General features: G+C 67.1%; 23 protein-coding genes and 2 pseudogenes. 13 read left to right on the top strand and 12 right to left on the bottom strand.

Annotated features, from left to right (window positions below; all coding sequences use genetic code 11):
- The first annotated feature begins 35 nt into the window (after positions 1-35).
- Complete coding sequence (locus tag ACQPYS_RS18550; RefSeq protein ID WP_433490326.1) at positions 36-461, top strand: nitroreductase/quinone reductase family protein; 426 nt, start codon at positions 36-38, stop codon at positions 459-461.
- Here the strand turns inward: ACQPYS_RS18550 and ACQPYS_RS18545 are convergent.
- From ACQPYS_RS18545 to ACQPYS_RS18535, 3 genes and pseudogenes are all read right to left on the bottom strand, one after another.
- Positions 447-1,541 (bottom strand): NAD(P)H-dependent amine dehydrogenase family protein, encoded by a 1,095-nt coding sequence (locus ACQPYS_RS18545; RefSeq protein ID WP_433490325.1) that lies wholly within the window; start codon positions 1,539-1,541, stop codon positions 447-449. The two genes, ACQPYS_RS18550 and ACQPYS_RS18545, sit on opposite strands and share 15 nt — an antisense overlap.
- Positions 1,542-1,600: 59 nt before the next feature.
- Positions 1,601-2,728 carry an NDMA-dependent alcohol dehydrogenase gene (locus ACQPYS_RS18540; protein WP_433490324.1) on the bottom strand — a complete coding sequence of 376 codons (1,128 nt, stop codon included), beginning with the start codon at positions 2,726-2,728 and terminating at the stop codon, positions 1,601-1,603.
- A 247-nt stretch (positions 2,729-2,975) separates the two neighbouring features.
- Positions 2,976-3,104: pseudogene (locus tag ACQPYS_RS18535) on the bottom strand (cobalt transporter); the annotation flags it as partial.
- 163 nt (positions 3,105-3,267) lie between these two features.
- On the opposite strand from ACQPYS_RS18535, the gene ACQPYS_RS18530 reads away from it, so the two are divergent.
- The 3 genes from ACQPYS_RS18530 (at position 3,268) to ACQPYS_RS18520 (ending at position 4,862) form a co-directional block, all read left to right on the top strand.
- The gene (locus ACQPYS_RS18530) at positions 3,268-3,420 is read left to right on the top strand and encodes an alpha/beta fold hydrolase (RefSeq protein WP_433490323.1); all 153 of its coding nucleotides are present in this window, start codon (positions 3,268-3,270) and stop codon (positions 3,418-3,420) included.
- A 27-nt stretch (positions 3,421-3,447) separates the two neighbouring features.
- Positions 3,448-3,882, top strand: coding sequence for a hypothetical protein (locus ACQPYS_RS18525; RefSeq protein ID WP_433490322.1), 435 nt, complete (start codon positions 3,448-3,450; stop codon positions 3,880-3,882).
- Positions 3,883-3,971: 89 nt separating this feature from the next.
- A complete protein-coding gene (locus tag ACQPYS_RS18520) occupies positions 3,972-4,862 on the top strand; it encodes a Vgb family protein (protein ID WP_431940229.1) in 891 nt (296 codons plus the stop codon).
- Positions 4,863-5,516: 654 nt separating this feature from the next.
- Here the strand turns inward: ACQPYS_RS18520 and ACQPYS_RS18515 are convergent.
- On the bottom strand, positions 5,517-5,894 hold the full coding sequence (locus ACQPYS_RS18515; protein ID WP_084481405.1) for a MerR family transcriptional regulator: 378 nt from the start codon (positions 5,892-5,894) through the stop codon (positions 5,517-5,519).
- Positions 5,895-5,948: 54 nt separating this feature from the next.
- Here ACQPYS_RS18515 and ACQPYS_RS18510 point away from each other — a divergent pair, with 54 nt between their 5' ends.
- Positions 5,949-6,650, top strand: a complete 702-nt coding sequence (locus ACQPYS_RS18510; protein ID WP_433490321.1) for an NAD(P)H-dependent oxidoreductase — start codon at positions 5,949-5,951, stop codon at positions 6,648-6,650.
- 145 nt (positions 6,651-6,795) lie between these two features.
- On the opposite strand, the gene ACQPYS_RS18505 is transcribed toward ACQPYS_RS18510, so the two are convergent.
- Both ACQPYS_RS18505 and ACQPYS_RS18500 read right to left on the bottom strand, forming a co-directional pair.
- Positions 6,796-7,851: a Gfo/Idh/MocA family protein gene (locus ACQPYS_RS18505; RefSeq protein ID WP_433490320.1), complete on the bottom strand. Its 1,056-nt coding sequence runs from the start codon at positions 7,849-7,851 to the stop codon at positions 6,796-6,798.
- A 175-nt stretch (positions 7,852-8,026) separates the two neighbouring features.
- Positions 8,027-8,155: pseudogene (locus ACQPYS_RS18500) on the bottom strand (transcriptional regulator); the annotation flags it as partial.
- 89 nt (positions 8,156-8,244) lie between these two features.
- Between ACQPYS_RS18500 and ACQPYS_RS18495 the strand changes: the two are divergent.
- The 4 genes from ACQPYS_RS18495 (at position 8,245) to ACQPYS_RS18480 (ending at position 10,902) form a co-directional block, all read left to right on the top strand.
- On the top strand, positions 8,245-8,784 hold the full coding sequence (locus ACQPYS_RS18495) for a DoxX family protein (RefSeq protein WP_433490319.1): 540 nt from the start codon (positions 8,245-8,247) through the stop codon (positions 8,782-8,784).
- Positions 8,751-9,578 carry an SDR family NAD(P)-dependent oxidoreductase gene (locus ACQPYS_RS18490; RefSeq protein WP_433490318.1) on the top strand — a complete coding sequence of 276 codons (828 nt, stop codon included), beginning with the start codon at positions 8,751-8,753 and terminating at the stop codon, positions 9,576-9,578. Before ACQPYS_RS18495 ends, ACQPYS_RS18490 begins: the two co-directional genes overlap by 34 nt.
- A gap of 10 nt (positions 9,579-9,588) precedes the next feature.
- Entirely contained in the window at positions 9,589-9,939 is a 351-nt protein-coding gene (locus tag ACQPYS_RS18485) for a MerR family transcriptional regulator (RefSeq protein ID WP_433490317.1), read from the top strand.
- 495 nt (positions 9,940-10,434) lie between these two features.
- Entirely contained in the window at positions 10,435-10,902 is a 468-nt protein-coding gene (locus ACQPYS_RS18480) for a hypothetical protein (protein WP_433490316.1), read from the top strand.
- A 162-nt stretch (positions 10,903-11,064) separates the two neighbouring features.
- On the opposite strand, the gene ACQPYS_RS18475 is transcribed toward ACQPYS_RS18480, so the two are convergent.
- The 3 genes from ACQPYS_RS18475 to ACQPYS_RS18465 all read right to left on the bottom strand — a co-directional run bounded on the left by ACQPYS_RS18475 (position 11,065) and on the right by ACQPYS_RS18465 (position 12,274).
- Positions 11,065-11,151, bottom strand: coding sequence for a hypothetical protein (locus ACQPYS_RS18475; RefSeq protein WP_433493077.1), 87 nt, complete (start codon positions 11,149-11,151; stop codon positions 11,065-11,067).
- 362 nt (positions 11,152-11,513) lie between these two features.
- Positions 11,514-11,933 (bottom strand): hypothetical protein, encoded by a 420-nt coding sequence (locus ACQPYS_RS18470; RefSeq protein WP_431940220.1) that lies wholly within the window; start codon positions 11,931-11,933, stop codon positions 11,514-11,516.
- 92 nt (positions 11,934-12,025) lie between these two features.
- Positions 12,026-12,274, bottom strand: coding sequence for a recombinase family protein (locus tag ACQPYS_RS18465; protein ID WP_433490315.1), 249 nt, complete (start codon positions 12,272-12,274; stop codon positions 12,026-12,028).
- Between the two features lie 292 nt (positions 12,275-12,566).
- On the opposite strand from ACQPYS_RS18465, the gene ACQPYS_RS18460 reads away from it, so the two are divergent.
- A complete protein-coding gene (locus ACQPYS_RS18460) occupies positions 12,567-13,037 on the top strand; it encodes a recombinase family protein (protein WP_433490314.1) in 471 nt (156 codons plus the stop codon).
- A gap of 68 nt (positions 13,038-13,105) precedes the next feature.
- On the opposite strand, the gene ACQPYS_RS18455 is transcribed toward ACQPYS_RS18460, so the two are convergent.
- Positions 13,106-13,360, bottom strand: coding sequence for a MerR family transcriptional regulator (locus ACQPYS_RS18455; protein ID WP_431940216.1), 255 nt, complete (start codon positions 13,358-13,360; stop codon positions 13,106-13,108).
- Between the two features lie 352 nt (positions 13,361-13,712).
- On the opposite strand from ACQPYS_RS18455, the gene ACQPYS_RS18450 reads away from it, so the two are divergent.
- Together ACQPYS_RS18450 and ACQPYS_RS18445 are read left to right on the top strand one after the other, a co-directional pair.
- The gene (locus ACQPYS_RS18450) at positions 13,713-14,327 is read left to right on the top strand and encodes an oxygenase MpaB family protein (RefSeq protein ID WP_433490313.1); all 615 of its coding nucleotides are present in this window, start codon (positions 13,713-13,715) and stop codon (positions 14,325-14,327) included.
- A 211-nt stretch (positions 14,328-14,538) separates the two neighbouring features.
- The gene (locus tag ACQPYS_RS18445; protein WP_431940214.1) at positions 14,539-14,847 is read left to right on the top strand and encodes a hypothetical protein; all 309 of its coding nucleotides are present in this window, start codon (positions 14,539-14,541) and stop codon (positions 14,845-14,847) included.
- 34 nt (positions 14,848-14,881) lie between these two features.
- On the opposite strand, the gene cobG is transcribed toward ACQPYS_RS18445, so the two are convergent.
- Entirely contained in the window at positions 14,882-16,066 is a 1,185-nt protein-coding gene (cobG, locus tag ACQPYS_RS18440) for a precorrin-3B synthase (protein WP_433490312.1), read from the bottom strand.
- A gap of 26 nt (positions 16,067-16,092) precedes the next feature.
- Positions 16,093-16,494 (bottom strand): PaaI family thioesterase, encoded by a 402-nt coding sequence (locus tag ACQPYS_RS18435; RefSeq protein WP_433490311.1) that lies wholly within the window; start codon positions 16,492-16,494, stop codon positions 16,093-16,095.
- A gap of 228 nt (positions 16,495-16,722) precedes the next feature.
- Here ACQPYS_RS18435 and cobN point away from each other — a divergent pair, with 228 nt between their 5' ends.
- Complete coding sequence (cobN, locus tag ACQPYS_RS18430) at positions 16,723-20,355, top strand: cobaltochelatase subunit CobN (protein WP_433490310.1); 3,633 nt, start codon at positions 16,723-16,725, stop codon at positions 20,353-20,355.
- Positions 20,356-20,357: the final 2 nt, after the last annotated feature.

Here is a 20,357-nt window from a genome sequence, read left to right as displayed (position 1 = left end):
GGACCCGGCCGCCCGGCCGCTGCATAATGCCGGGTATGGCAGACGACTGGAACGACCGGGTCATCGCGGAATTCCGGGCCAACGAGGGCCGGGTCGGGGGGCCTTTCGAGGGTGCCCCGCTGGCATTGGTGCACCATCGCGGCCGGCGTACCGGCCGCGAGTCGGTGACGCCGATGATGTACCTGGCCGATGAACAGGATCCCGACGGCCTGGTCTACGTATTCGCCAGCAAGGCGGGTGCGCCGACGAATCCCGACTGGTATCGCAACCTGACCGCGGCCGGTAAGGCCACGGTGGAGCGGGGCACCGAGAGCTACCCCGTCACGGTCACGGAGGTGACCGGCGCGGAGCGCGACCGCATCTACGGCGAACAGGCCCGGCGCTATCCCGGCTTCGCCGAATACGAGCAGAAGGCGGCCGGCTTCCGCACCATTCCGGTTTTGGCCTTACGGCGCGCCTAGCGGTCCGCCGGGCGCCTGCGATCCGCGCGCGAATCGCGGATGGGCCCGGCCCGCCACCATCGGTAGTTCGACCGAGGTGCGGATACCGGGTTCGGCCGCGCAGACGTACGGGACGGAGTTGACGCAGTGCGCGGCCGTCGCGGCGATCCCGGGATTCTCGGCCTCCGGCGGGTCACCGGGTTCGGATTGCCAGCCGCGGATGGTGACGAATGTGCCCGGGTCGCCGTCGATCTCGATCTCGAACCGTTCGCCCTCGGCGCCGAGGGTCCATGGCGGGTCGAGATGCTGCTGCCCCATCAGCCAGTTGACCCCGATGCGTACGACGGTTTCACCACCGGCCACCGCCTCCCAGTGGAAGCGCTGGCCGGCCACCTGCCCGGGTTCGATGGTGCCGATCGGTGATTCGATCGGTGCGGTCGCGACCGCCGTCTCGTGCACCGTGCGGATCTCCGGGTTCCCGCCGAAACCCAGCGTGTCCAGGATCATCCGGACCGATTGGCGGAAGCCGCCGTCGAGCAGTTTCCGCATGGGGCCCGCGGCTGCCTCGGCGGGAGTGGTACCGAACCGCATGATATGGCGCACCACATCGGGCGCGCCGTAGGTCCGGATATCGGAGAACTCCTCGCCGCGCACGAAGGTGACCGCCGCGGACATGGCCGACAGCATCAGCGGGAACACCTCGGTGACCCCACCGGGATCGATTCCGGTGCCGTGCAATGTGGCCCCGCCCGCCAGACAGGCCTGCCGGACCGGTTCGGCCTGCTCCTCGTCGGGATAAAACCAGCCGACCGGTGTCACCACGTTCTTCCCCGACCGCAGCAGTGCCGCCACCTCCTGCGTGCGCGGGAGCAGTGGCGCGTAGACCACGGCGTCGGCGGGTAGCGCGAGGATCTCGTCGAGACTGTCGGTCGCCCGCACCCCGACGGGTGCGCGGCCGAGGATCTCACCCACATCGCGGCCGCGTTTGTCCGGTGAATGCACCCAGCATCCCACCAGTTCGAGATCGGGGTGATCGATGATGGCTCGCAGCGCGGCCCGGCCGACCGATCCGGTGGCCCACTGCACGACCCGGTAGCTCACATGTCCTCCTCGTCGGTGTCCGGTCGCGCGGCAGGCCGGCGGCGATGGGTCCGGGCGGCTCAGCGGTCCGTGTCGGTGTAGCGGATGATGCCGCGGATATTTCGGCCGGCCAGCATGTCCTGATATCCCTCGTTGATGTCCTCGAGCCGGTACTGCCGGGTGACCATATCGTCGAGGTTCAACTTGCCGACCTGGTACATCGACAGCAGATGCGGGATGTCGTAGTGCGGGTTGCCGCCACCGAAGATGGTGCCCTGCAGATTCTTCTGCAACAGCGAGAGCATGGCCAGGTTCAGGGTCGTCTTGTTCTCGGTCAGGCTGCCCATGGCGGTGAGGACGCACGTTCCGGCCTTGGCGGTGATGCCCAACCAACTGTCCACGTCCTCGCCGTGCACCTCGCCGACGGTCACGATCACCTTCTTGGCCATACCGCCCCAGGTGACCTCCGCGCAACCGGCGGTCGCCTCCTCGATGGTGGCGTAGGCGTGGGTGGCCCCGAATTTCCGGGCCTGTTCGCGCTTCCACGGCACCGGGTCGACCGCGAAGATGTAGCGGGCGCCCGCGTGCACCGCGCCCTGTAGCGCGGAGATGCCCACGCCGCCGAGGCCGATGATCGCGACATCCTCACCCGGCCGGATATCTGCGGTGCGGACGGCCGACCCGTATCCGGTGGTGACACCGCAGCCGACCAGGCAAGCGACCTCGAACGGAATCGTCGGGTCGATCTTCACCACCGAGCTCTGGTGCACCACCATGTACGGGGAGAAGGTGCCCAGCAGGGCCATCGGGTAGACATCGTGGCCGCGGGCCCGGATCCGGAACGATCCGTCGGTGACCGAGGTGCCCGCGAGCAGGAGCGCGCCGAGATCGCACAGGTTGCGCAGACCCGCCTGACAGGATTTGCATTTCCCGCACGACGGGATGAACGACAGGACGACGTGGTCGCCGACCGCGAGATCCTCCACGCCCTCGCCGACCTCGGTCACGATGCCGGCGCCCTCGTGCCCGCCGAGTACCGGGAATCTTATCATCGGGATGCCGCCGGTGACCAGGTGGTGGTCGGAATGGCACATTCCGGCCGCTTCCAGCTGGACCTTGACCTCATGTTTGCGGGGATCGCCGATCTCGATCTCCTCGATCTGCCACGGCTGGTCGAATTCCCAGATGAGAGCGCCTTTGGTCTTCATCGGTGAACCTGCTTTCTCCTACCGCTCCGGGTCCGGGAAGTAGCCGGGTCCGGCTGAATGCACAAGTGTATGGACATCAGTCCAGACGACAATACGACACGGGTGTGGCCGGCGTCGCGGAATCCGTCCGGCAATAACGCCGGTGCGGACCCGATCGACCGAATGCAGGATCGGAGGACAGCGGCGTAGCGGGGCCCCGCGGTTCGGCAGGTCGGAGACGCGGAACCGAGTTCGCGGCCGGCGCGGCGCTGCGCACCGAGTCGACGACCACGTAGGTGGCAAGAGCGCAGAAGGAGAAGGCGATGATCCGCAGCGTGATCTTATGCCGGGCGTCGGGGTCGCGGCCGGCGAACTGTCAGGCGACCGCGGCCGCCGAGGGCCGGCTCCGGGGTGCGCGGATATGAGTCCCTGTACCGATAAACAGTTGCGGGTGGTGTCTGCGGCGGGCACAGTGTCGGACTTGTGTTGGGGACCGAGGTCGAGGTGCGTGTATCCGGTGGTGTGTTCTCGGGGGTGGACTTCGGCGGCGAGGGCACAGGGTGCTGTTGGTGCACGGAAGCGGCCACAACTGTGTGGCATGGTCGGAGGTGGCGTCTTCTCTGGTGGCGCACTGCCGTGCGGTGGCATTCGATTTGCGCGGGCACGGGCATACGGCGGCCGATTCGCGCACACCCGAGCAGTATTGGGCGTGATCTCGGCGAGGTGGTGGCCGCTCTGGGATGGGATCGGCCGGTCTTGGTGGGGCATTCCACCGGTGGATACGCGGTAACGGCAGCGACAGTGCCGGTGTCGTCGATCCGGCGGCGTTGTGCGTGGTCGATGGGCTTGTGCTCGATGATCGTGAGACAGCGGTGCGCGGCAACGCGCAGTGGCGAGGACCGGCAGCGGCTCGACAGTTGCGGGAGATGTTTCGGTACGGGTGGCGCGCCGACGAACGCCGAATGCTCGACTACATCGAGCAGTGCGCGCGGGAGGCCCGAACGGATCGGCTCGACGCCGGCGCCCGTCCGGAGCTGGTGCGGGAGGTCGTGCGCCGCTGCTTCATGCCGCATTCGGACGGCGGGTATGTGCGGCGGCCGACCGTAGAAGAGATCGCGTCGACCGCGGTGCCGGACCCCGAGGCGGTCGTGTATCCGGACACAATGTGCCGATGACCCGGCCCGCCGAACTGGCTGCGATCATTGTCGACCTGGTGTACCGGGTCGCCGCTGCCACCGAATAACCGAGCCGGAAAGGGCCATCAATGACACGCAATGCCGAAAGTCGCCTCGTCCAGGAGTTTCCGGTGGCCGACGCCGCAGCGGGACCCTACGGCATCACCACCGGTGCCGACGGCGCGCTCTGGATCACGCTGGCGCAGAGCGGCGAGATCGCTCGCCTGACCGTCGACGGTGTGCTCGACCGCTATTCGGCCGGCCCCTCCGGATGCCGGCCTACCGTCATCGCCGCGGGCGTGGACGACGCCCTGTGGTTCGCCCGAACCGGCGACGACCACATCGGGCGCATCACCACGGACGGGATCGTGACAGCGTTCGGCTTACCGGCGGGCAGCGGCCCGTTCGGGGTCTGCGCCGGTCCGGACGAGGCCATATGGTTCACCGAGATGAACACCGACCGCATCGGCCGTATCACGCCCAACGGACAGATCACCCACATCGACCTCCCTGTCCGGGGCGGATTCCCATCCATGATCACCCGCGGTCCCGACAGCGGACTGTGGTTCACCCTCAACCAGGCCGGCGCTATCGGACGGGTCGACCACCACGGCAACGTCACCCAGTACCCATTGCCCGATCCGGGCGCGCCGGTGGGGATCACGTGCGGTCCGGACGCCATCTGGTTCGTCGATATCGCGGCAGGCCGGATCGGCCGCCTCGAGCCCGGTGGCACGATGACGATGTTCCCGTTGCCCGACCCCGCGGCGAAACCGCACGCCATCACCGCATCGGCTTCCGGTGATTGCTGGTTCACCGAGTGGGGAGCCAACCGGCTCGGCCGGATCGACCCCGCCGGCGCCATCACCGAACACGACCTGCCCACACCGGAATCCGAACCACACGGCATCACCGTGGGCCCCGACGGCGCGGTGTGGGCGGCACTGGAGATCGGAGCAATCGCCCGCGTCGCGCCGTGACCCAGGCGACTGCCACAGGCGGTCGATCTCGGCGACTTCCGAAATCGCGGTGGGCAGTACACAGCCACGTGTGCGCCTCCGGCCCGGAGGACTCATCAACGGGTGAGCTGCACGTTCGGACAAGCATCCGTCGAACGACGCATTACTGGACGCCTATATGCCGCACAGTCGTCGAGGCCGCTGATCTCCTCGCCCTTTCGGGGTCTTCGAACCAGATCCGAGCGGGCTCCGAAGCCGATTCCCGGCGCGGGCCGGTGCCAAGGTCGGCTGTGCCGAGCGAGGAGAGAACAGATAGGAGTAGTCTCAACCATCGGCTGCCGGCAGCAACACTCGATACTGCGGATCCAGAGGGCGACCGAGTCGGTGCTCGGCCATCAGTAGTTGAGACTCTGTGGCGCCGGGGTCGGGATAGGTGTCTGCCTCGTTTTCGTCCGTTTCGAGTAATCGTCCCTGCTGGGCGCCGAATCGCTGGATCAGACCCAGCCATGTTCCCGGCCGACTGGTGTGCCCATCACTCTCCCCGGCCCGCGACTGTGATGGTGGCGAATACGCTCGCGGCAGGTACCCAGTGCGCGGGTGGTGGCTCGAATCCACCTGAGGGCCGGAGTCCGGTCGGGGCGGTCGCAGCGTGGTTCCGGCCGTGCCTGTATCGAATCAATCCGATGGGGGAGGGGCCGCGGCCTCGATGCTCGCACGAAGTCGGAGGATCTCGGCTTCCTGGGTCCTGAGGCGGGCGATTCCAGCGTTCAATTGGCTTGCCCGCTCGTCGAGTTGCGTTAATGCGGCTCTCCGGTCGGCTTCGGAGGCGCCGCCGGGATCGAGGCATGCGACCTGCAGTATCGCGGATGCCTCCGACAGCGACAGGCCGGATGCCAGCAAGCAGCGTATGTGGTCCACGATCTGCACATCGTCTGGGCGGTAGTTCCGGTAGCCGTTGGAGTCGCGTTCGGGCGACAGGATCCCGGCGCCCTCGTAGTGTCGGAGCATTCGCGGGCTCGCACCGGTGGCCTGGCTCAATTCGCGTATCCGCATCCAGCTGCCTTCTCCTTGACATTGACGTCAGCGTCATACTTTAGTTTGGCCGGCATGATGAACGAAAGCAGCCGACCGAAGGTGATGCTCGTAGTTGCGCATCCGGACCACGATTCGGCTACCTGGGCCATTGCACGGGCCATCGAGCAGGGCATCGAGTCCGATGGAAGTACCACCGCCATTACCCATGACCTGGTGGCATCCGGTTTCGATCCGGTCTACCGAAAGGCGGATCTGGCGCATCATCGAGGGCTTTCCGAACTTTCCCCCGACGTCCGGCGGGAGCAGGAACTGCTCGAATCCGCCGAGGTGACCGTCGTTCTCTTCCCGGTCTACTGGTGGTCCATGCCGGCACTCACCAAAGGCTGGTTCGACCGGGTATTCGGGGCCTACGACGATGTTTCGCACGGTAGCCCCAGTGTGGTGAAGCAACTACATCTCGTCGCAAGTGCCGGTCTCGGTGAAAGTACGTTCGCCCGGCACGGATACAAGACTGCGTTGACAACTCAGACGATGCATGGCATCGCCGACTACTCGCAGATCGGCGACTCGTCCATGGAATTTCTCTACGACACCGAGTCCGAGGACTCGGCAGTCCACGAGCAACTGATCGCTCAGGGATACGAAATCGGCGTCGCGATGGCGCAGCGTGCGCAGATTGCGTACGACTCGGTCGCGGTCCGAATGATCGAGCGTCACAACCCAGCCGCGGGACCGGTGACCGAACGCGGTGCCGGTGGGGCAGCGAAACGCTGATGTCCAGATCTGACGAGGAGCGGGAGGCTGGAGCTGATTTTCATCGGGGTGGAGCCTCCGGAAACGCCCCTGGCATGCGATACCGCTTTCGTGCACTATTCACAAACTGACGCATTCCTGGACGCCGGTAAGTGCGATCAGGAACCTAGGGGCATACGTCCGGAACGGGAACCGGCGCGGAACCCCTCGCGAGCGATTCCGCACCTGCAACGCCGACCAGTGATGCCGCGACCGCGGGACGCACCGGGATAAGTGGAGGCGTGCCGCGTTCCACGGTGGCACGGAATCCTTCGAGTACCGCGACGGTCCCCTCCGCCATACGGTCGACCGGTTCGTCGTCCACAAGGTAGGGACCCGGTACGCGGATCTGCTCGCATGCCTGCCCGTCGGCCTGTGCCCAGCCCTCCTTGCGTACTCGCACCGACCAAGCATCTCCGTCGGTGGCACGGACGGATTCGGCCAGGCCGTGGGCGCCGCGCACAGAGACCCAGCTCCAATGGCTGCCTGTTTCGCCGGCGAGGAAACCATGGCGAACCAGGGCCAGGGTGTCGTCGGATAGCCGGATCGCCAGAACCACGGCGGCAGGTCGGTCGCCGCCCCGACCGACCGGGAAGGCGCTGACCTCGACCGGCCATTCTCCGGTGAGGTTCAGCAGCGGCGAGACGGTGTGGGTGCAGTAGGCAGTCGGCGCGATGCGACCACGCCAGTGCGCTGGATCACCGATCAGCGCGGCGGTGTCCTGGGGCGACAGGCTGTGCAGATAGTCGGCCTCCACCAATGCGATGGCGCCCAGCTCGCCGGAATCCACCGACTCCCGGAGCAGTCGGGTGTGTGGATGGAAGACGTAGTTCTCCGCGAACGAATAGGTCGCCGTCGACCGCTCGGCCGCGGCGATAAGCCGACGCCCTTCCTCCTCGGACACGCAGGCCGCCGTCTCCGACAGCACATGGATCCCGCGATCCAGGAATGCGACGGCCAACGCCGTGTGCGCGTCGAAATCATTGGCGAGTACGACACCATCGAGACCGGCGTCGAGCAGTTCCGTCCAGTGCTCGGTCGCCCGGGCTGCCGGAAAACTCGCCTGTGCAGCAGCCAGTCGTTCGGAATCGCGATCACAGATCGCGATCACCTCGACCCCGATCCGGTATGCCAACTCGGCTATATACAGACCCCGCAACAAACCCACGATTCCGATACGCACCCCACCGGTGTACACACACAGCGGAAAACCCACAAAGGTTTTTCGCATCCAACACGTGCCGGGGGAACGTCCTTCGTCCTTCATCGCCGTGCGCCGCGACGCAGTGTCGTAAAAGGATGCGTTCCTCAACAGTGGGCGCGCGTGATCATCGCTGGTCGGCGATGATTCACCAGTGAATCTGCTCGGCGAGTTCGGAGGGATATCCGAGTGCCCGGCGCAGGGACGGCAGGACCCGGGTGCGGGTCTGATCGGATCAGGCGTGCCCGAACCGGGCCAGGGCATCGGTGTGTACGGCGGTTTCCATACCCGGAAGAGTGCATCTGAATCTGATTCAGGAAATGATGAAATTTCAAGGAAGTTGTAGCAGATGACGGGATCGGGAGGTGAGTACCGATGACGGAAACGCGACGGTGGTCGTGGCCGCAGATACTGGGCTCCGAGGGCCCAGCGGCGGTGATCTGCATCCGGGTGGCGGTGGGGTTCGTATTCCTCAGTGAGGGGATCCAGAAGTTCCTTTACCCGCACACGCTGGGGCCGGATCGTTTCGAGAAGATCGGGATACCGGCGGCGACGTTTTTCGCCGACTTCGACGGGGCCGTCGAGATCGCCTGCGGCGCCTTGATCGTCTTCGGCCTGCTGACCCGTGTGGCGGTGATCCCTCTGCTCGTCGACATCAGCGGGGCGATCGTGCTGACCAAACTGCCGCAGCTGCGCCCCGGCGGGTTCGATGGGAAAGAGGGTTTCTGGGAAATGGCCCACGATGCCCGCACCGATTTCGCGATGCTGCTCGGGCTGATCTTCCTGCTGTGGGCCGGCCCCGGCCGCTGGTCACTGGACGCGGTGATAGCCCAGCGTGCTCGGTTCACTCGCGACGGGGATCGGCGAGGGCATGATGCGAGGTGTCCGCCGCGCGTTTCCCGTTCCGGGCCTTGACCTTGACGCCCGGGTCAAGGCTTAGCGTCTCGGGCATGGAAGAGACGAACACCCTGTACGGGCGAGCAGTGCTGATTACCGGAGGGGGCAGCGGGATCGGTCGGGCGACGGCCCTACAGTTCGCGGCCTCGGGCGCCGACGTCCTGATCGTCGGCCGGTCCGCCGGGCGGTTGGCGGAGACGGCCGACGAGCATCCCCGAATTCGGGCATTCGTGGCCGACGTCACCGAGTCGACCGCCGCCGCCGGTATCGTGACCGCCGGGTTGGAGGCCTTCGGACGCATTGATGTCTTGATCAACAATGCCGCGATCACCCGGCCGGCTCCCCTCGGGGCCATCGACCGGAGGGTCGCCGAGGAACAACTCGCCACGAATCTTCTCGCGCCGATCTTTCTCACCCAGCATGCTCTGCCGCATCTGCGGTCCGGTGCCACCATCGTCAACGTCACATCCAACCCGCCGTACTACGGATGGCCGAACAATTCGGTCTACGGATCCACGAAAGTAGCTCTCGACTTCCTCACCCACACGTGGGCTGTCGAACTCGCGCAGCGAGGCATTCGCGTTCTGTCGGTGGCACCGGGGATCACGGCGACACCGGTACTCGCCCACGCCGGTCTATCCGACGAGCAGATCGCTGCGGCGGGGGCGCAGCTTCGGGCCCGAATTCCACTGGGCCGCATCGCCGAGCCCAACGAGATCGCGTGGTGGATCGTGAACGCAACGCGCCCCGAAGCCGGCTACCTCACCGGCGCGGTCATCCGCGTCGACGGCGGACTGAGCGCGGCCGGGTGAAAATGGACTGATGCTGATCGGAGAACTGGCGAACGCGGCCGGCACCACCATTCGCGCACTGCGGTATTACGAACAGCAGGGCCTGCTCCATCCCCAGCGAGCACCCAACGGCTACCGGGAGTACGACGAGACAACCATTGGCCACGTCGGCAGAATCAGGCTCCTACTCTCCCTCGGCCTCACCACCGACGACGTCCGGGCCCTCCTGCCCTGCCTGGATCAGGACCTCGCCGCCGCTACGCTTTGTCCCGCCAGCGCACAGGTCGTCGCCCGCAGGCTCAACGAGGTGGACGAGAAGATCGCCGCATTGAATGTCGTCCGCAACCGTCTCCTCGAAGCGATGCCCGGTCTCATGCAGTAGGCCGCGCGCTGACGCGGCAGACGATTCCAGCCTATCCTCGGCCCGGACGCGGAGCGATGCCCACTCTGGGCCCCGGACTCAACCCCATCCCAGTGACTCGCAGTGTCGAGTGGCAATGTTTCGTAGTGTTGGGTGGCACCGATCGTGGGATTCTGCTGCGGGTCTGGATGAGAGGTTGGGTGGGACGATGGGCGCTCCAGCTCTGGAGGGTGATGTAATCGGCTGCACTCGACGGTTCTGCCCTTCCGCTGGCCGGTCAGTGGGCTGACCGCGCCGTAGAGCCCGGTCCGGGCATCACCGAGCGCGGATCAGGCCTTCGGGCACGGTCGTCGAGATGAGGAGGCTTCGGTCAAAACAATGCGTGTCCATGATCGGCAGACCGGGGACGGGCGTGACACTGCCACTGCGCCGGGTTTTGTGTCCCTGACGGGGGCGGTCCTCGGTGTCGTGGTCCTTATGTGCGTCCACCTCGACTGGGCTCCGTTCGTCAGGAATATGACCGGTCCCGATCAGCTTCTTGCCCTGGTGGCCGGCGGGGTTCTGCTGGGTGTTTGCTTGCTGGTGTGGGCGATCAAGTCGTTGCACCTGCTCGGCAGCGAGCGTCGGTGGTCCTGGAAGGTCGCCGCGGTGCCGGTGGTTGTGCTCGCGGGGCTGGTGGCCGGCATGGTCTTTCAGCCTGCGGGCTTCGATTCCGCACGTCCGGAAATGGAAAAGGTCGCGGTCGAGATGCTGCGCAAGGATAGGCCGCACACCCGTCGGGACCTGAATCTCGGCGGGGTCGATATCAGTCTGGTGCACCGCGCGCCCGATGGGCGCGTCTACTTCTACGACGCCGACGGGTTCGTGGGCACCACTGTCCGGGGTTGGGTCTTCTCGCCCGGCCCTGAGCCAGTAGGGAGCGGTGCGCGACAGTTCGAGAAGCTGGCCGGAGACTGGTATTCGTTCGACTTCACTATCGACTGACGCGCCTGGTGGCGGTCGACTCGGCGACAATGCGGGTCCGGTCAGGTGGTCGTCGTCATCGATATGGTCACCTGGCTCACCATCTTGCGACCGAGGAATCGGGACCACGCGACCGATCGAGTTGTACCGGCCTCATTCGCTCATTGTGCGTGCCGCTGCACGTCAGTCTGTCTCGCCAACGATGGCGGTCTCAAAGGTCGACGGCGAGCGCCCGAGCGACACCGCGATCATTCGCGCCGAGCATCCCATGGCCAGGCTCCGCGAGATCTCCTCACGCTCGGCCAGTGTCAGATGCCGACTTTGCCGAACTCGGGGCGCTTTCGGACTCCTCCGGTCTGGGCAAGGAATCGGCGCACATGCTGAAGCGGCATCTCGAGTGGCCGCGACATCGAACTGAGCGACTCACCCGCCCGCCACCGTCTCCACAACTCGTCCTGACCAGCAGGCGACAACTGTAGTCCCGCACCCAACCCTCCACACCGACATGATCATCCACGCGGTGATGCAGTGACCGATCGAGCCCAAGATCGGTTGATGAACACCGGACTACCCATCGAAACCACAGAGGATTTCGAGGCGGGGTGTCTGTTCAGCAATCGTGTCGCGAGGGCTTAAACGAGGTCCCTGAATGTGTCCTCACCCGGACGCCAGCACATCCAATGCCTGTCGGTGAAGCCATTCAGCATCGCGATCTCTGGTCCCACGAGCTCAGCCAGTGTCGGATTCAGCACGACGCTCCCGTTGTCGAGCTCGATCCGTAGGCCGGTTCCGGTGGTCTCCTCCGTTCGTACCACGGTGCCGGGGATCAGCGAACGCAGTGCCTCCGCGTACCCAGGGAGACTGTCCGTGAACGTGTGGCCTGAGGTCGCCACGGCCGGCATGACGTCGCAGTTGAGGATGGGCATGTCCTGTGTGGGGCCGTCGAAGTGCAACTGGACGTAGTCCATCACGAACTGCACGGAGTAGAGACGGAACCCAACCAACCGCCCGAGCAATTCGTTGGGTTGATACCCGGGACTCCCGCCAGTCATGTTGTCATCATGCCGAACTCGGCTTCGCCGCGCTCCACCTTCACCTCGAGGCGCCGAGAACCCGGAGATGTGGGAATCGAGTGGCCGGCGCATCACGGCGTCGACGGTTCGACGCGTAGGTAGTTGCGTGATGCCGAACTCGGCGGCCAGCACCGATTTCGATTCTCTGCGCCGGCCCGCTCTCGCAACTGGGCGATCTGTTCGGTGGTCGGGGCCGGTGCGCGGCCGGTGTAGGCGCCGCGGGCTTTCGCGGCGGCGATGCCTTCGCGCTGACGGTCCAGAAGCGGGGCGCGCTCGAACTCGGCGAAGGCACCCATCACCGATAGGAGCAGGTTTGCCATGGGAGACTCTTCGACGGTGAAGGTCAGCGATTCTTTTCGAATCGACCTTCTCCACGGTGAAACTGCGGACCAAGGTCACCCGCGGGCGGCCCGACCGCCGCCCTGGCGATGATCTTCAAGTTCGCCGAGTCCGCGCAGGCCCGCTGGCGGGCGATCACTCTGCTGCGAGTCACGTCCAGGTCGACCGAGAACAGTGACTGTTCAGAAAACGTGTCGTCAAGACCAGCTGTTCAAGAAGGGCCGCTCATCCTTTTCCGTACAACCAGGCGGTTACGGACGCCTCGAACGACTCTTGCTCGATGGCGATGCCCTGGACCCGATCGGCGGGGGAGGCGCCCTGATCAGATATGCCCGCGTCTCGCCCCGGGACCAGAACCTGGACCGGCAGGCCCGCACCCTGAAGAGGCCGTACAAGAGTGTGTTCGCCGACAAGAAATCCGGGAAAGGCGTCGAGCGCGAGCAGTTGTCGGCGTGCCTGGACTATATGCGCGCCGGCGATACCCTCGTGGTCGCCTCGCCGGACCGGCTCGACCGCTTCTTGCGGGGCCTGATCTCGATCATGGCCGATCTGCGGCGCCGCGGTTCGGGTTCCGGTCCCTGCGCGAAGCACTCGACATACCACGCCGGGCGGGCGGCTGGTGATCCATGTGTGCGCCGCACCGGCCGAGTTCATTCGCGAGCCGATCGTGCGACGGCACTCATGAGGGCCTGGCCGCTGCTGCCCGGACGCGTGGGCAGCGTCTCGGCCGGCCGCCGGCCATGAGAACGCACGGTGACCGGCCGCGCTGCCGGGACCCGGGGAATTCACCTGTCCGCCGGTGGCCGGTGCGGTCAGCCCTTATCGGTGAGTTTGGCGTTGATTTCGCGGGCTTCGGCGAGTTGGTCCTCGAGGATGATGATCCGGCATGCCGCGTCCAAGGGGGTGCCGGAGTCCATGAGTTCGCGGGCGCGGGCGGCGATGCGCAGCTGGTAACGGGAATAGCGGCGATGCCCGCCGGCGGAGCGTTGCGGGGTGATCAGTCCTGCGTCGTCGAGAGTGCGCAGGAACGCTTGAGTGGTGCCGAGCATGTCCGCGGCTCGGCCCATGGTGTAGGCGGGGTAGTCGTCATCGTCGAACTTCTCGTTCGCGGTGGGGGGTTCGGAAATCGTATGGCCTCCAGACGGCGCAGTACCCCGGCGCCGACGGCGCCGGGGTACCGAAAGGGGGAATTACTTCGTCTTCCGACAGGTAACCGAGACGTCGGCGATCACCCGAATCGCATATCTTCACGGGTGACCCGACGGTCAACGCCTCCTTTCTCTTCAAGGTGTTACTTCCTCTTCTTTCCGTGCAACTTCGCTTGCCTCCCGGCGGACGGTAGGACCGTTGTACATCCTGGTCCCCTGGCCGCGCCCGCCGTTTCCGCCATCACGGGCAGTTCATCATCTCCCGTGCCGTATGGATACTTCCTTCACTTCCAACGAGTCAGAAGTTACCCCATATCCTGCCGAATGTCTACAGTGGTCACTGAAGAATTTCTGCCACGCGCTCAACCCCGAGGTCTACCGGTGGACCCACGCGACCTTCGTCGAACTCACCATCGCCCTCAATGAGCATTTCGGGACCCCGCTCACTACTGCGGAAAAGGATCAGTTGATCGCCGAGGGCGTCACCTGGTGGCGCATGTACGGACTGTCCGACCGGGTGCTGGTGGCGGACTACGCCGAGTTCGAGGAGTACTGGCACCGCACCAACGACGAGGTGCTCGAGGCCAATGCCACCACTGATTTCGCGCTCCGGCTCGGCAGCACCCGGATCCCGGCGCTGCCCGGTATCCCGGAACCGGTGTGGTCGGTGATCTGGCGGCCGGTGATGGCGTTCAATGTCTGGCCGGCCAATGGGCTCATGCCCGAACGTGCCCGCGAGATTTTGGAGCTGCGCTGGACGGTCGTGGACCAGAAGCTGTTCGGGGTGTTCGCGGCGGTGGTGCGTACGGTCTGGTCGCTGCTGCCCGACCGGCTGCGGTACGCCCCGCGTGCCTACGTGGGTGTCCGGCGCGTCCGGGCCGGTTGATCTATGGTTTGCGACACAAAAGCGGAGCCGGCCGAACAGCGTACCGCACGTCACAGTGGGCCGATTTACGTTGCGGGCCTGCTGTTCCCGGCTCCGAGCCGCTGACCGGCGCATACGTGACCTGGGACACCCCTGCGTCATCGCGGGGTAAATTCCCCATTGCCGGGAAGTTTTCGAAAATCCGCCGGTCGCACGTCGATACGATTTTCGCATGCTCACAGTTCAGGAGCCGCAAGGCAGGTCGTCGTTCGTCACCGGGAATACGAGTCGGTCGAATGGGTGTCCGGCAGCCGCGGGGCGTCCCGAGCGCCGTGCCGCCGAACCCGTCATGCAGTGGCCGGAGGAAGTGTCGGTGCGCGAGGAAACCGAGCAGTTGCGCAAACCGTCGGCCGCGCTGGCGGTCGCGGCGGTGATGGGGCTGTTGATCGTCGTACTCCTGGTGGCCAGCCACGGCAAACAGGACGACGGAGATCGTCGCTCGCGGCCGATCGAAAAGCCCTCGACGTCGCAGCAGCAGTAGGACGGTTCGCCGGGCGGCGCCGCGGCACGGCGGTTCAGATGCGCGGCGGCGTCACCCGGTAGCCTTCGGGACCGGCGGTGACCTCGGTGGCCGCCGCGGCGGGCCGGCCGCAGCGGCGCTCGCATCCCGACCAGTGCTGCCGCCCGGCCGTGGTGATCTCGGCGGCCGGGAGCGGCGTACTCGAGCCGCCGGCGTCGGAGCTATCCGTCCGGCCCGATTCGACCGCGGCCGCGGCGTCGGCCCGGACGTCGGTATGCGATTTCGCGCACCCGGGTGCTCCGGCGCAGGCAGTGACCCGCAGCCACGGTGAATCGGCATCGAAGACGAGACCCATCGGCGCCAGCACCCGGACGACCTGCTCGGCGGGCCATTCCTCCAGATCGGTGACGATCAGGCTGCGCCACGGAGTCAGTAGGATCGGGCGTTCGACCGCGGCGAGGAATTCGGCGGTGCGGGCGGGCAAGGAGCCCAGCCGGACCCCCGCGCCCAGCGCGACGAGACCGTCGCGCTGGGGCAGCCAGCCGATCGGCGGATCCCCGGGGCCGGTGGATTCCAGCCGTTCGGGCCCGGGTTCGAGCCCCAGCAGTGCGGCCAGCCGCGCGGCGCCGTCGGCGACCTCGTGCAGGCGCCACTGCCCGTCGGCGAGTGCCAGAAAACCGTGCGCGGCCGCCAACAGCACCTCGGGCGCTTCGGCGGTGGTCACGCGGATACCGCTGTCCCGCCCGGCGAGCAGGAGGGCGGACCGGTCACGGTCGAGTACGTGCAGTCCGATATCCGGGCCGAGCGGGCTCACATCCCCCCGGCCGTCGTCGAGGGTGAACAGGACCCGGCCCGGAAGTTCGGCCAGCCGGGGCGAGCCGAGCAGCCCCGCGTCGAGTGCGGCGACCAGCGGCCGGATATCGGGGTGGTCACCGACCCGTCCGGACAGGGGCGAGGCGATGAGATTGCGGACCCGCTCGTGGGTGCGGCTCGGCAGCAGCCCGGCACCGGCCAGCCGTTCGGTGAGCGCGTCGGCATCGCGGATCCGGCGCAACTGCACATTGCCGCGCGAGGTCAGTTCGATATGCCCGTCGCCGAGCTCGGCGGCGGCCGCGGCGAGGGTCTGCAACTGCTCCGGCGCGAGCGCCCCGCCCGGCACCCGGACCCGGGCCAGCGGGCCGTCGGCGGCCTCGTGCAGGCGCAAGACACCGGGGCAGGAATCGGGATCGGTACGTGCCATGATCCGACCAGTTTACGGAGGCCGGACTAGAGCACCGCCTGGGTCTGGGTCACCTTCCCCACCAGTTTGCCCGCGTCGTCGCGGACCTCGGTCTCGACTACGATGAACGACCGCCCGGTGTGCAGCGGCCGCGACGATGCCTCCGCATGACCCGACCGCACCGCCCGCAGGAAGTTCGTCTTCGATTCGACGGTGGTGGTCGCCTGGGCGCCTTCGGGCAGATTGAGGAACGCGCAGACCGCCGCGGTCGAATCCGCCAGCGCCATCAGCACGCCGCCGTGCAGCGCGCCGCCCAGCGTGCAGAGTGTCTCGTCCCAGGCGATGCGGCTGCGCACCAACCCGGGACCGTGTTCGAGCACCTCCACGCCCAGGCGTTCGGTGAAGGGCATGGACTGGTGGAACAGTTGCGTACCCGCGTCGTCGGTCATGGCAGGAAGCCAACCCGGGACGCGAGGCGTCGGCAAGTACAGGTTGTCCGGAGGCCGCGCGCCGGTGTGGTGACCGACGGTTCCGGCGGTCGCGGTAGCATCCGGGGGCTCGACGGGTGACGAGGAAACCGGTGGAACTCCGGTGCGGTCGCGCCACTGACACAGCCAGACCCTCTCCGGCGAGCACACAACCCCCACGGGCGCGTCACCCCCAGGAAGGTCATCGCTGTGATTCTGCTGCTGTCCACCTCCGATACCGATCTGCTGAGCGCGCGTGCCAGCGGCGCCGAGTACCGGTGGGCCAATCCGGCCCGGCTGCTGGTGGAGGATCTGCCCGGCCTGCTCGCGGACGCCGATCTGGTGATCGTGCGGGTCCTCGGCGGCAAGCGGGCCTGGGAGGACGGCCTGACCGCGGTGCGGGCGAGCGGGGTGCCGGTGGTGGCGGTCGGCGGCGAGATGGCCCCCGACGCCGAACTGATGGAGTGTTCGACCGTACCGGTCGGCGTGGCCTCCGACGCGCACAACTATCTGGCGGCCGGTGGCCCGCAGAATCTGCGCCGGCTGCATAATTTCCTCTCCGATACCGTCCTGCTCACCGGGCACGGGTTCGAACCGCCGATGCAGCTGCCCGCCTGGGGCCGGCTCGAACGCGCCGCGCGCCATCCCGAACCGGTGGCCGGGAAGCCGACGGTCGGCGTCGTCTACTACCGGGCCCAGCACCTGGCCGGGAACACCGGCTATATCGACGCGCTGTGCGCTGCGATCGAGGATGCCGGCGCGGTACCGCTGCCCGTCTACTGCGCCTCCCTGCGTACCGCCGAACCCGACCTGCTCGCCACCCTCCGGCAGGCCGACGCACTGGTGGTCACCGTGCTGGCGGCCGGCGGCAGCAAACCGGCGCTGGCCACGGCGGGCGGCGACGACGAGGCATGGGATATCGGCGCGCTGGCCGAACTGGATATCCCGATCCTGCAGGGCCTGTGCCTGACCAGTGGCCGCGCGCAGTGGGAGGCCAACGACGACGGGCTGTCCCCGCTGGACGTGGCGACCCAGGTCGCGGTCCCGGAGTTCGACGGCCGGATCGTCACGGTGCCGTTCTCCTTCAAGGAGTTCGACGAGGACGGACTGTCCACCTACGTGCCCGACGCCGAACGTGCGGCCCGGGTCGCCGGGATCGCGGTGCGGCACGGGCGGTTGCGGTATATCCCCGCCGACCGCAAACGCCTGGCGCTCATGCTGTCGGCCTACCCGACCAAACACGCTCGTATCGGCAATGCCGTCGGACTCGATACGCCCGCCAGCGCTATCTCCCTGCTCACCGAATTGCGGGCCGCCGGATACGATCTCGGCGCCCCGGGTGAGGTCCCGGGCCTGGAGGAACGCGACGGCGACGCGCTGATGCACGCGCTGATCGCCGCCGGCGGGCAGGATCCCGATTGGCTCACCGCCGAACAACTCGAGGGCAACCCGGTACGGATCGGCGCCGAGGTCTACACCGCCTGGTTCGACACGCTGCCCGAGGAGCTTCGCGCCGCGGTCGTCGAGGCGTGGGGGCCGCCGCCGGGCGAGCTCTACGTGGACCGTTCCGCCGACCCGCGCGGCGAAATCGTCATCGCCGCACTGCGTTTCGGCAATGTGGTGCTCATGGTGCAGCCGCCGCGTGGTTTCGGCGAGAACCCGGTCGCCATCTACCACGACCCGGATCTCCCGCCGAGCCACCACTACCTCGCCGCGTACCGGTGGCTTTCCACCGATGCCGCGGCCGGGGGTTTCGGCGCGGACGCGATGGTGCATCTGGGTAAGCACGGCAATCTGGAATGGCTGCCCGGTAAGACCCTGGGCATGTCCGCGGCGTGTGGTACCGATGCCGCCTTGGGGGATCTGCCGTTGATCTACCCGTTCCTGGTGAACGATCCGGGGGAGGGCACCCAGGCCAAACGCCGCGCCCACGCCACCCTGGTGGATCATCTGATCCCGCCGATGGCGCGCGCCGAGAGTTACGGCGATATCTCCCGCCTCGAACAGTTGCTCGACGAGCACGCGAACATCTCCGCGCTGGACCCGGCCAAACTGCCCGCTATCCGGCAGCAGATCTGGACGCTGATGCGCGCCGCGAAGATGGACCACGATCTGGGGCTGGCCGAACGCCCGGACGAGGAATCCTTCGACGATATGCTGCTGCACGTCGACGGCTGGCTGTGCGAGATCAAGGATGTCCAGATCCGCGACGGCCTGCACATTCTCGGCCGCGCCCCGGCCGGTGCCGGCGAGGTCGACCTGGTCCTGGCCATGCTGCGGGCCCGGCAGTTGTGGGGCGGGGAGATGTCGGTGCCGGGGTTGCGGGAAGCGCTGGGGCTCAGCGAATCCGGTGGGGAGGCGCGGGAACGGGTCGATACGGTGGAGGCCCGCGCCCGCGAACTGATCGTCGCGTTGCAGGCCGCCGGGTGGGCGCCGGAGGCCGTGGACCGGCTCGTCGACGAGCACGCGGACGAACTGTTCGAAACGGCCGGCGGCGATCGCGCGGCGGTCGCCGCGGTGCTGCGTTTCGCCGCGACCGAGGTGGTGCCGCGGCTGCGGGGGACCGGAGTCGAGATCGACCGCGTCCTGCATGCGCTGAACGGTGGTTTCATCCCCGCCGGCCCGAGCGGTTCGCCGCTGCGCGGCCTGATCAATGTGCTGCCGACCGGCCGTAACTTCTACTCCGTGGACCCCAAGGCCGTCCCGTCGCGGCTGGCCTGGGAAACCGGGCAGGCCATGGCCGAATCACTGCTCGAACGCTATCGGGCCGACCACGGCGAGTACCCGCGCTCGGTGGGCCTGTCGGTCTGGGGCACCTCGGCCATGCGCACTTCCGGCGACGATATCGCCGAGGTACTCGCCCTGCTCGGGGTGCGCCCGGTCTGGGACGAGGCCAGCCGCCGGGTAACCACCCTCGAGGTGATCGAGCCCGTGGAACTGGGTCGGCCGCGTGTGGACGTGACGGTACGGATCAGCGGATTCTTCCGCGACGCCTTCCCGCATGTCCTGGCGCTGCTCGACGACGCGGTCCGGCTCGTGGCCGATCTCGACGAGCCCGCGGAGACCAACTATGTCCGCGCCCACGCCCGCGCCGATCTCGCCGAACACGGTGACGAGCGCCGGGCCACCACCCGGATCTTCGGGTCGAAACCGGGCACCTACGGCGCGGGCCTGCTCCAGCTGATCGATTCCAAGAGCTGGCGCACCGACGACGATCTCGCGCAGGTCTACACCATCTGGGGCGGCTACGCCTACGGGCGCGACCTCGACGGCGCCCCGGCGGCCGACGATATGCGTACCGCGTACCGCCGGATCGCGGTGGCCGCGAAGAACACCGATACCCGTGAGCACGATATCGCCGACTCCGACGACTACTTCCAGTACCACGGCGGGATGGTCGCCACGGTGCGCGCCCTGACGGGTAAGAACCCGGAGGCCTATATCGGCGACAGCACCCGCCCGGACGCGGTCCGCACCCGCACGCTGTCGGAGGAGACCACCCGCGTCTTCCGGGCCCGGGTGGTCAATCCGCGCTGGCTCGACGCCATGCGCCGGCACGGGTACAAGGGTGCCTTCGAGATGGCGGCCACCGTGGACTACCTGTTCGGCTACGACGCGACCACCGATGTGATCGCCGACTGGATGTACGAGAAACTCTCCGAGAGCTATGTGTTCGACGAGACGAACCGCAAGTTCATGGAGCAGTCCAATCCGTGGGCGTTGCACGGTATCGCCGAACGTCTACTCGAGGCGGCCGAACGCGGAATGTGGGCGAGCCCCGAGCGGGAGACGCTCGACCGGCTGCGCCAGGTGTATCTGGAGACCGAGGGCGAACTCGAATAGCC

The sequence above is a fragment of the Nocardia grenadensis genome, from assembly GCF_050942415.1.
In the GTDB taxonomy this organism is placed as follows: Bacteria; Actinomycetota; Actinomycetes; order Mycobacteriales; family Mycobacteriaceae; genus Nocardia; species Nocardia grenadensis.
The sequence above is the reverse complement of the archived record's forward strand: the minus strand, read 5'-3'. Positions and strand labels throughout refer to the sequence as shown.

Bases quoted from the DNA above. Each gene is read 5' to 3' on its own strand.
- ACQPYS_RS18550 (WP_433490326.1), top strand. From the start codon at position 36: ATGGCAGACGACTGGAACGACCGGGTCATCGCGGAATTCCGGGCCAAC.
- ACQPYS_RS18540 (WP_433490324.1), bottom strand. From the start codon at position 2,728: ATGAAGACCAAAGGCGCTCTCATCTGGGAATTCGACCAGCCGTGGCAG.
- ACQPYS_RS18525 (WP_433490322.1), top strand. From the start codon at position 3,448: ATGGGATCGGCCGGTCTTGGTGGGGCATTCCACCGGTGGATACGCGGT.
- ACQPYS_RS18520 (WP_431940229.1), top strand. From the start codon at position 3,972: ATGACACGCAATGCCGAAAGTCGCCTCGTCCAGGAGTTTCCGGTGGCC.
- ACQPYS_RS18515 (WP_084481405.1), bottom strand. From the start codon at position 5,894: ATGCGGATACGCGAATTGAGCCAGGCCACCGGTGCGAGCCCGCGAATG.
- ACQPYS_RS18510 (WP_433490321.1), top strand. From the start codon at position 5,949: ATGATGAACGAAAGCAGCCGACCGAAGGTGATGCTCGTAGTTGCGCAT.
- ACQPYS_RS18495 (WP_433490319.1), top strand. From the start codon at position 8,245: ATGACGGAAACGCGACGGTGGTCGTGGCCGCAGATACTGGGCTCCGAG.
- ACQPYS_RS18485 (WP_433490317.1), top strand. From the start codon at position 9,589: ATGCTGATCGGAGAACTGGCGAACGCGGCCGGCACCACCATTCGCGCA.
- ACQPYS_RS18480 (WP_433490316.1), top strand. From the start codon at position 10,435: ATGACCGGTCCCGATCAGCTTCTTGCCCTGGTGGCCGGCGGGGTTCTG.
- ACQPYS_RS18475 (WP_433493077.1), bottom strand. From the start codon at position 11,151: ATGGGATGCTCGGCGCGAATGATCGCGGTGTCGCTCGGGCGCTCGCCG.
- ACQPYS_RS18470 (WP_431940220.1), bottom strand. From the start codon at position 11,933: ATGACTGGCGGGAGTCCCGGGTATCAACCCAACGAATTGCTCGGGCGG.
- ACQPYS_RS18465 (WP_433490315.1), bottom strand. From the start codon at position 12,274: ATGGCAAACCTGCTCCTATCGGTGATGGGTGCCTTCGCCGAGTTCGAG.
- ACQPYS_RS18455 (WP_431940216.1), bottom strand. From the start codon at position 13,360: ATGGGCCGAGCCGCGGACATGCTCGGCACCACTCAAGCGTTCCTGCGC.
- ACQPYS_RS18450 (WP_433490313.1), top strand. From the start codon at position 13,713: ATGGATACTTCCTTCACTTCCAACGAGTCAGAAGTTACCCCATATCCT.
- ACQPYS_RS18445 (WP_431940214.1), top strand. From the start codon at position 14,539: ATGCTCACAGTTCAGGAGCCGCAAGGCAGGTCGTCGTTCGTCACCGGG.
- cobG (WP_433490312.1), bottom strand. From the start codon at position 16,066: ATGGCACGTACCGATCCCGATTCCTGCCCCGGTGTCTTGCGCCTGCAC.
- ACQPYS_RS18435 (WP_433490311.1), bottom strand. From the start codon at position 16,494: ATGACCGACGACGCGGGTACGCAACTGTTCCACCAGTCCATGCCCTTC.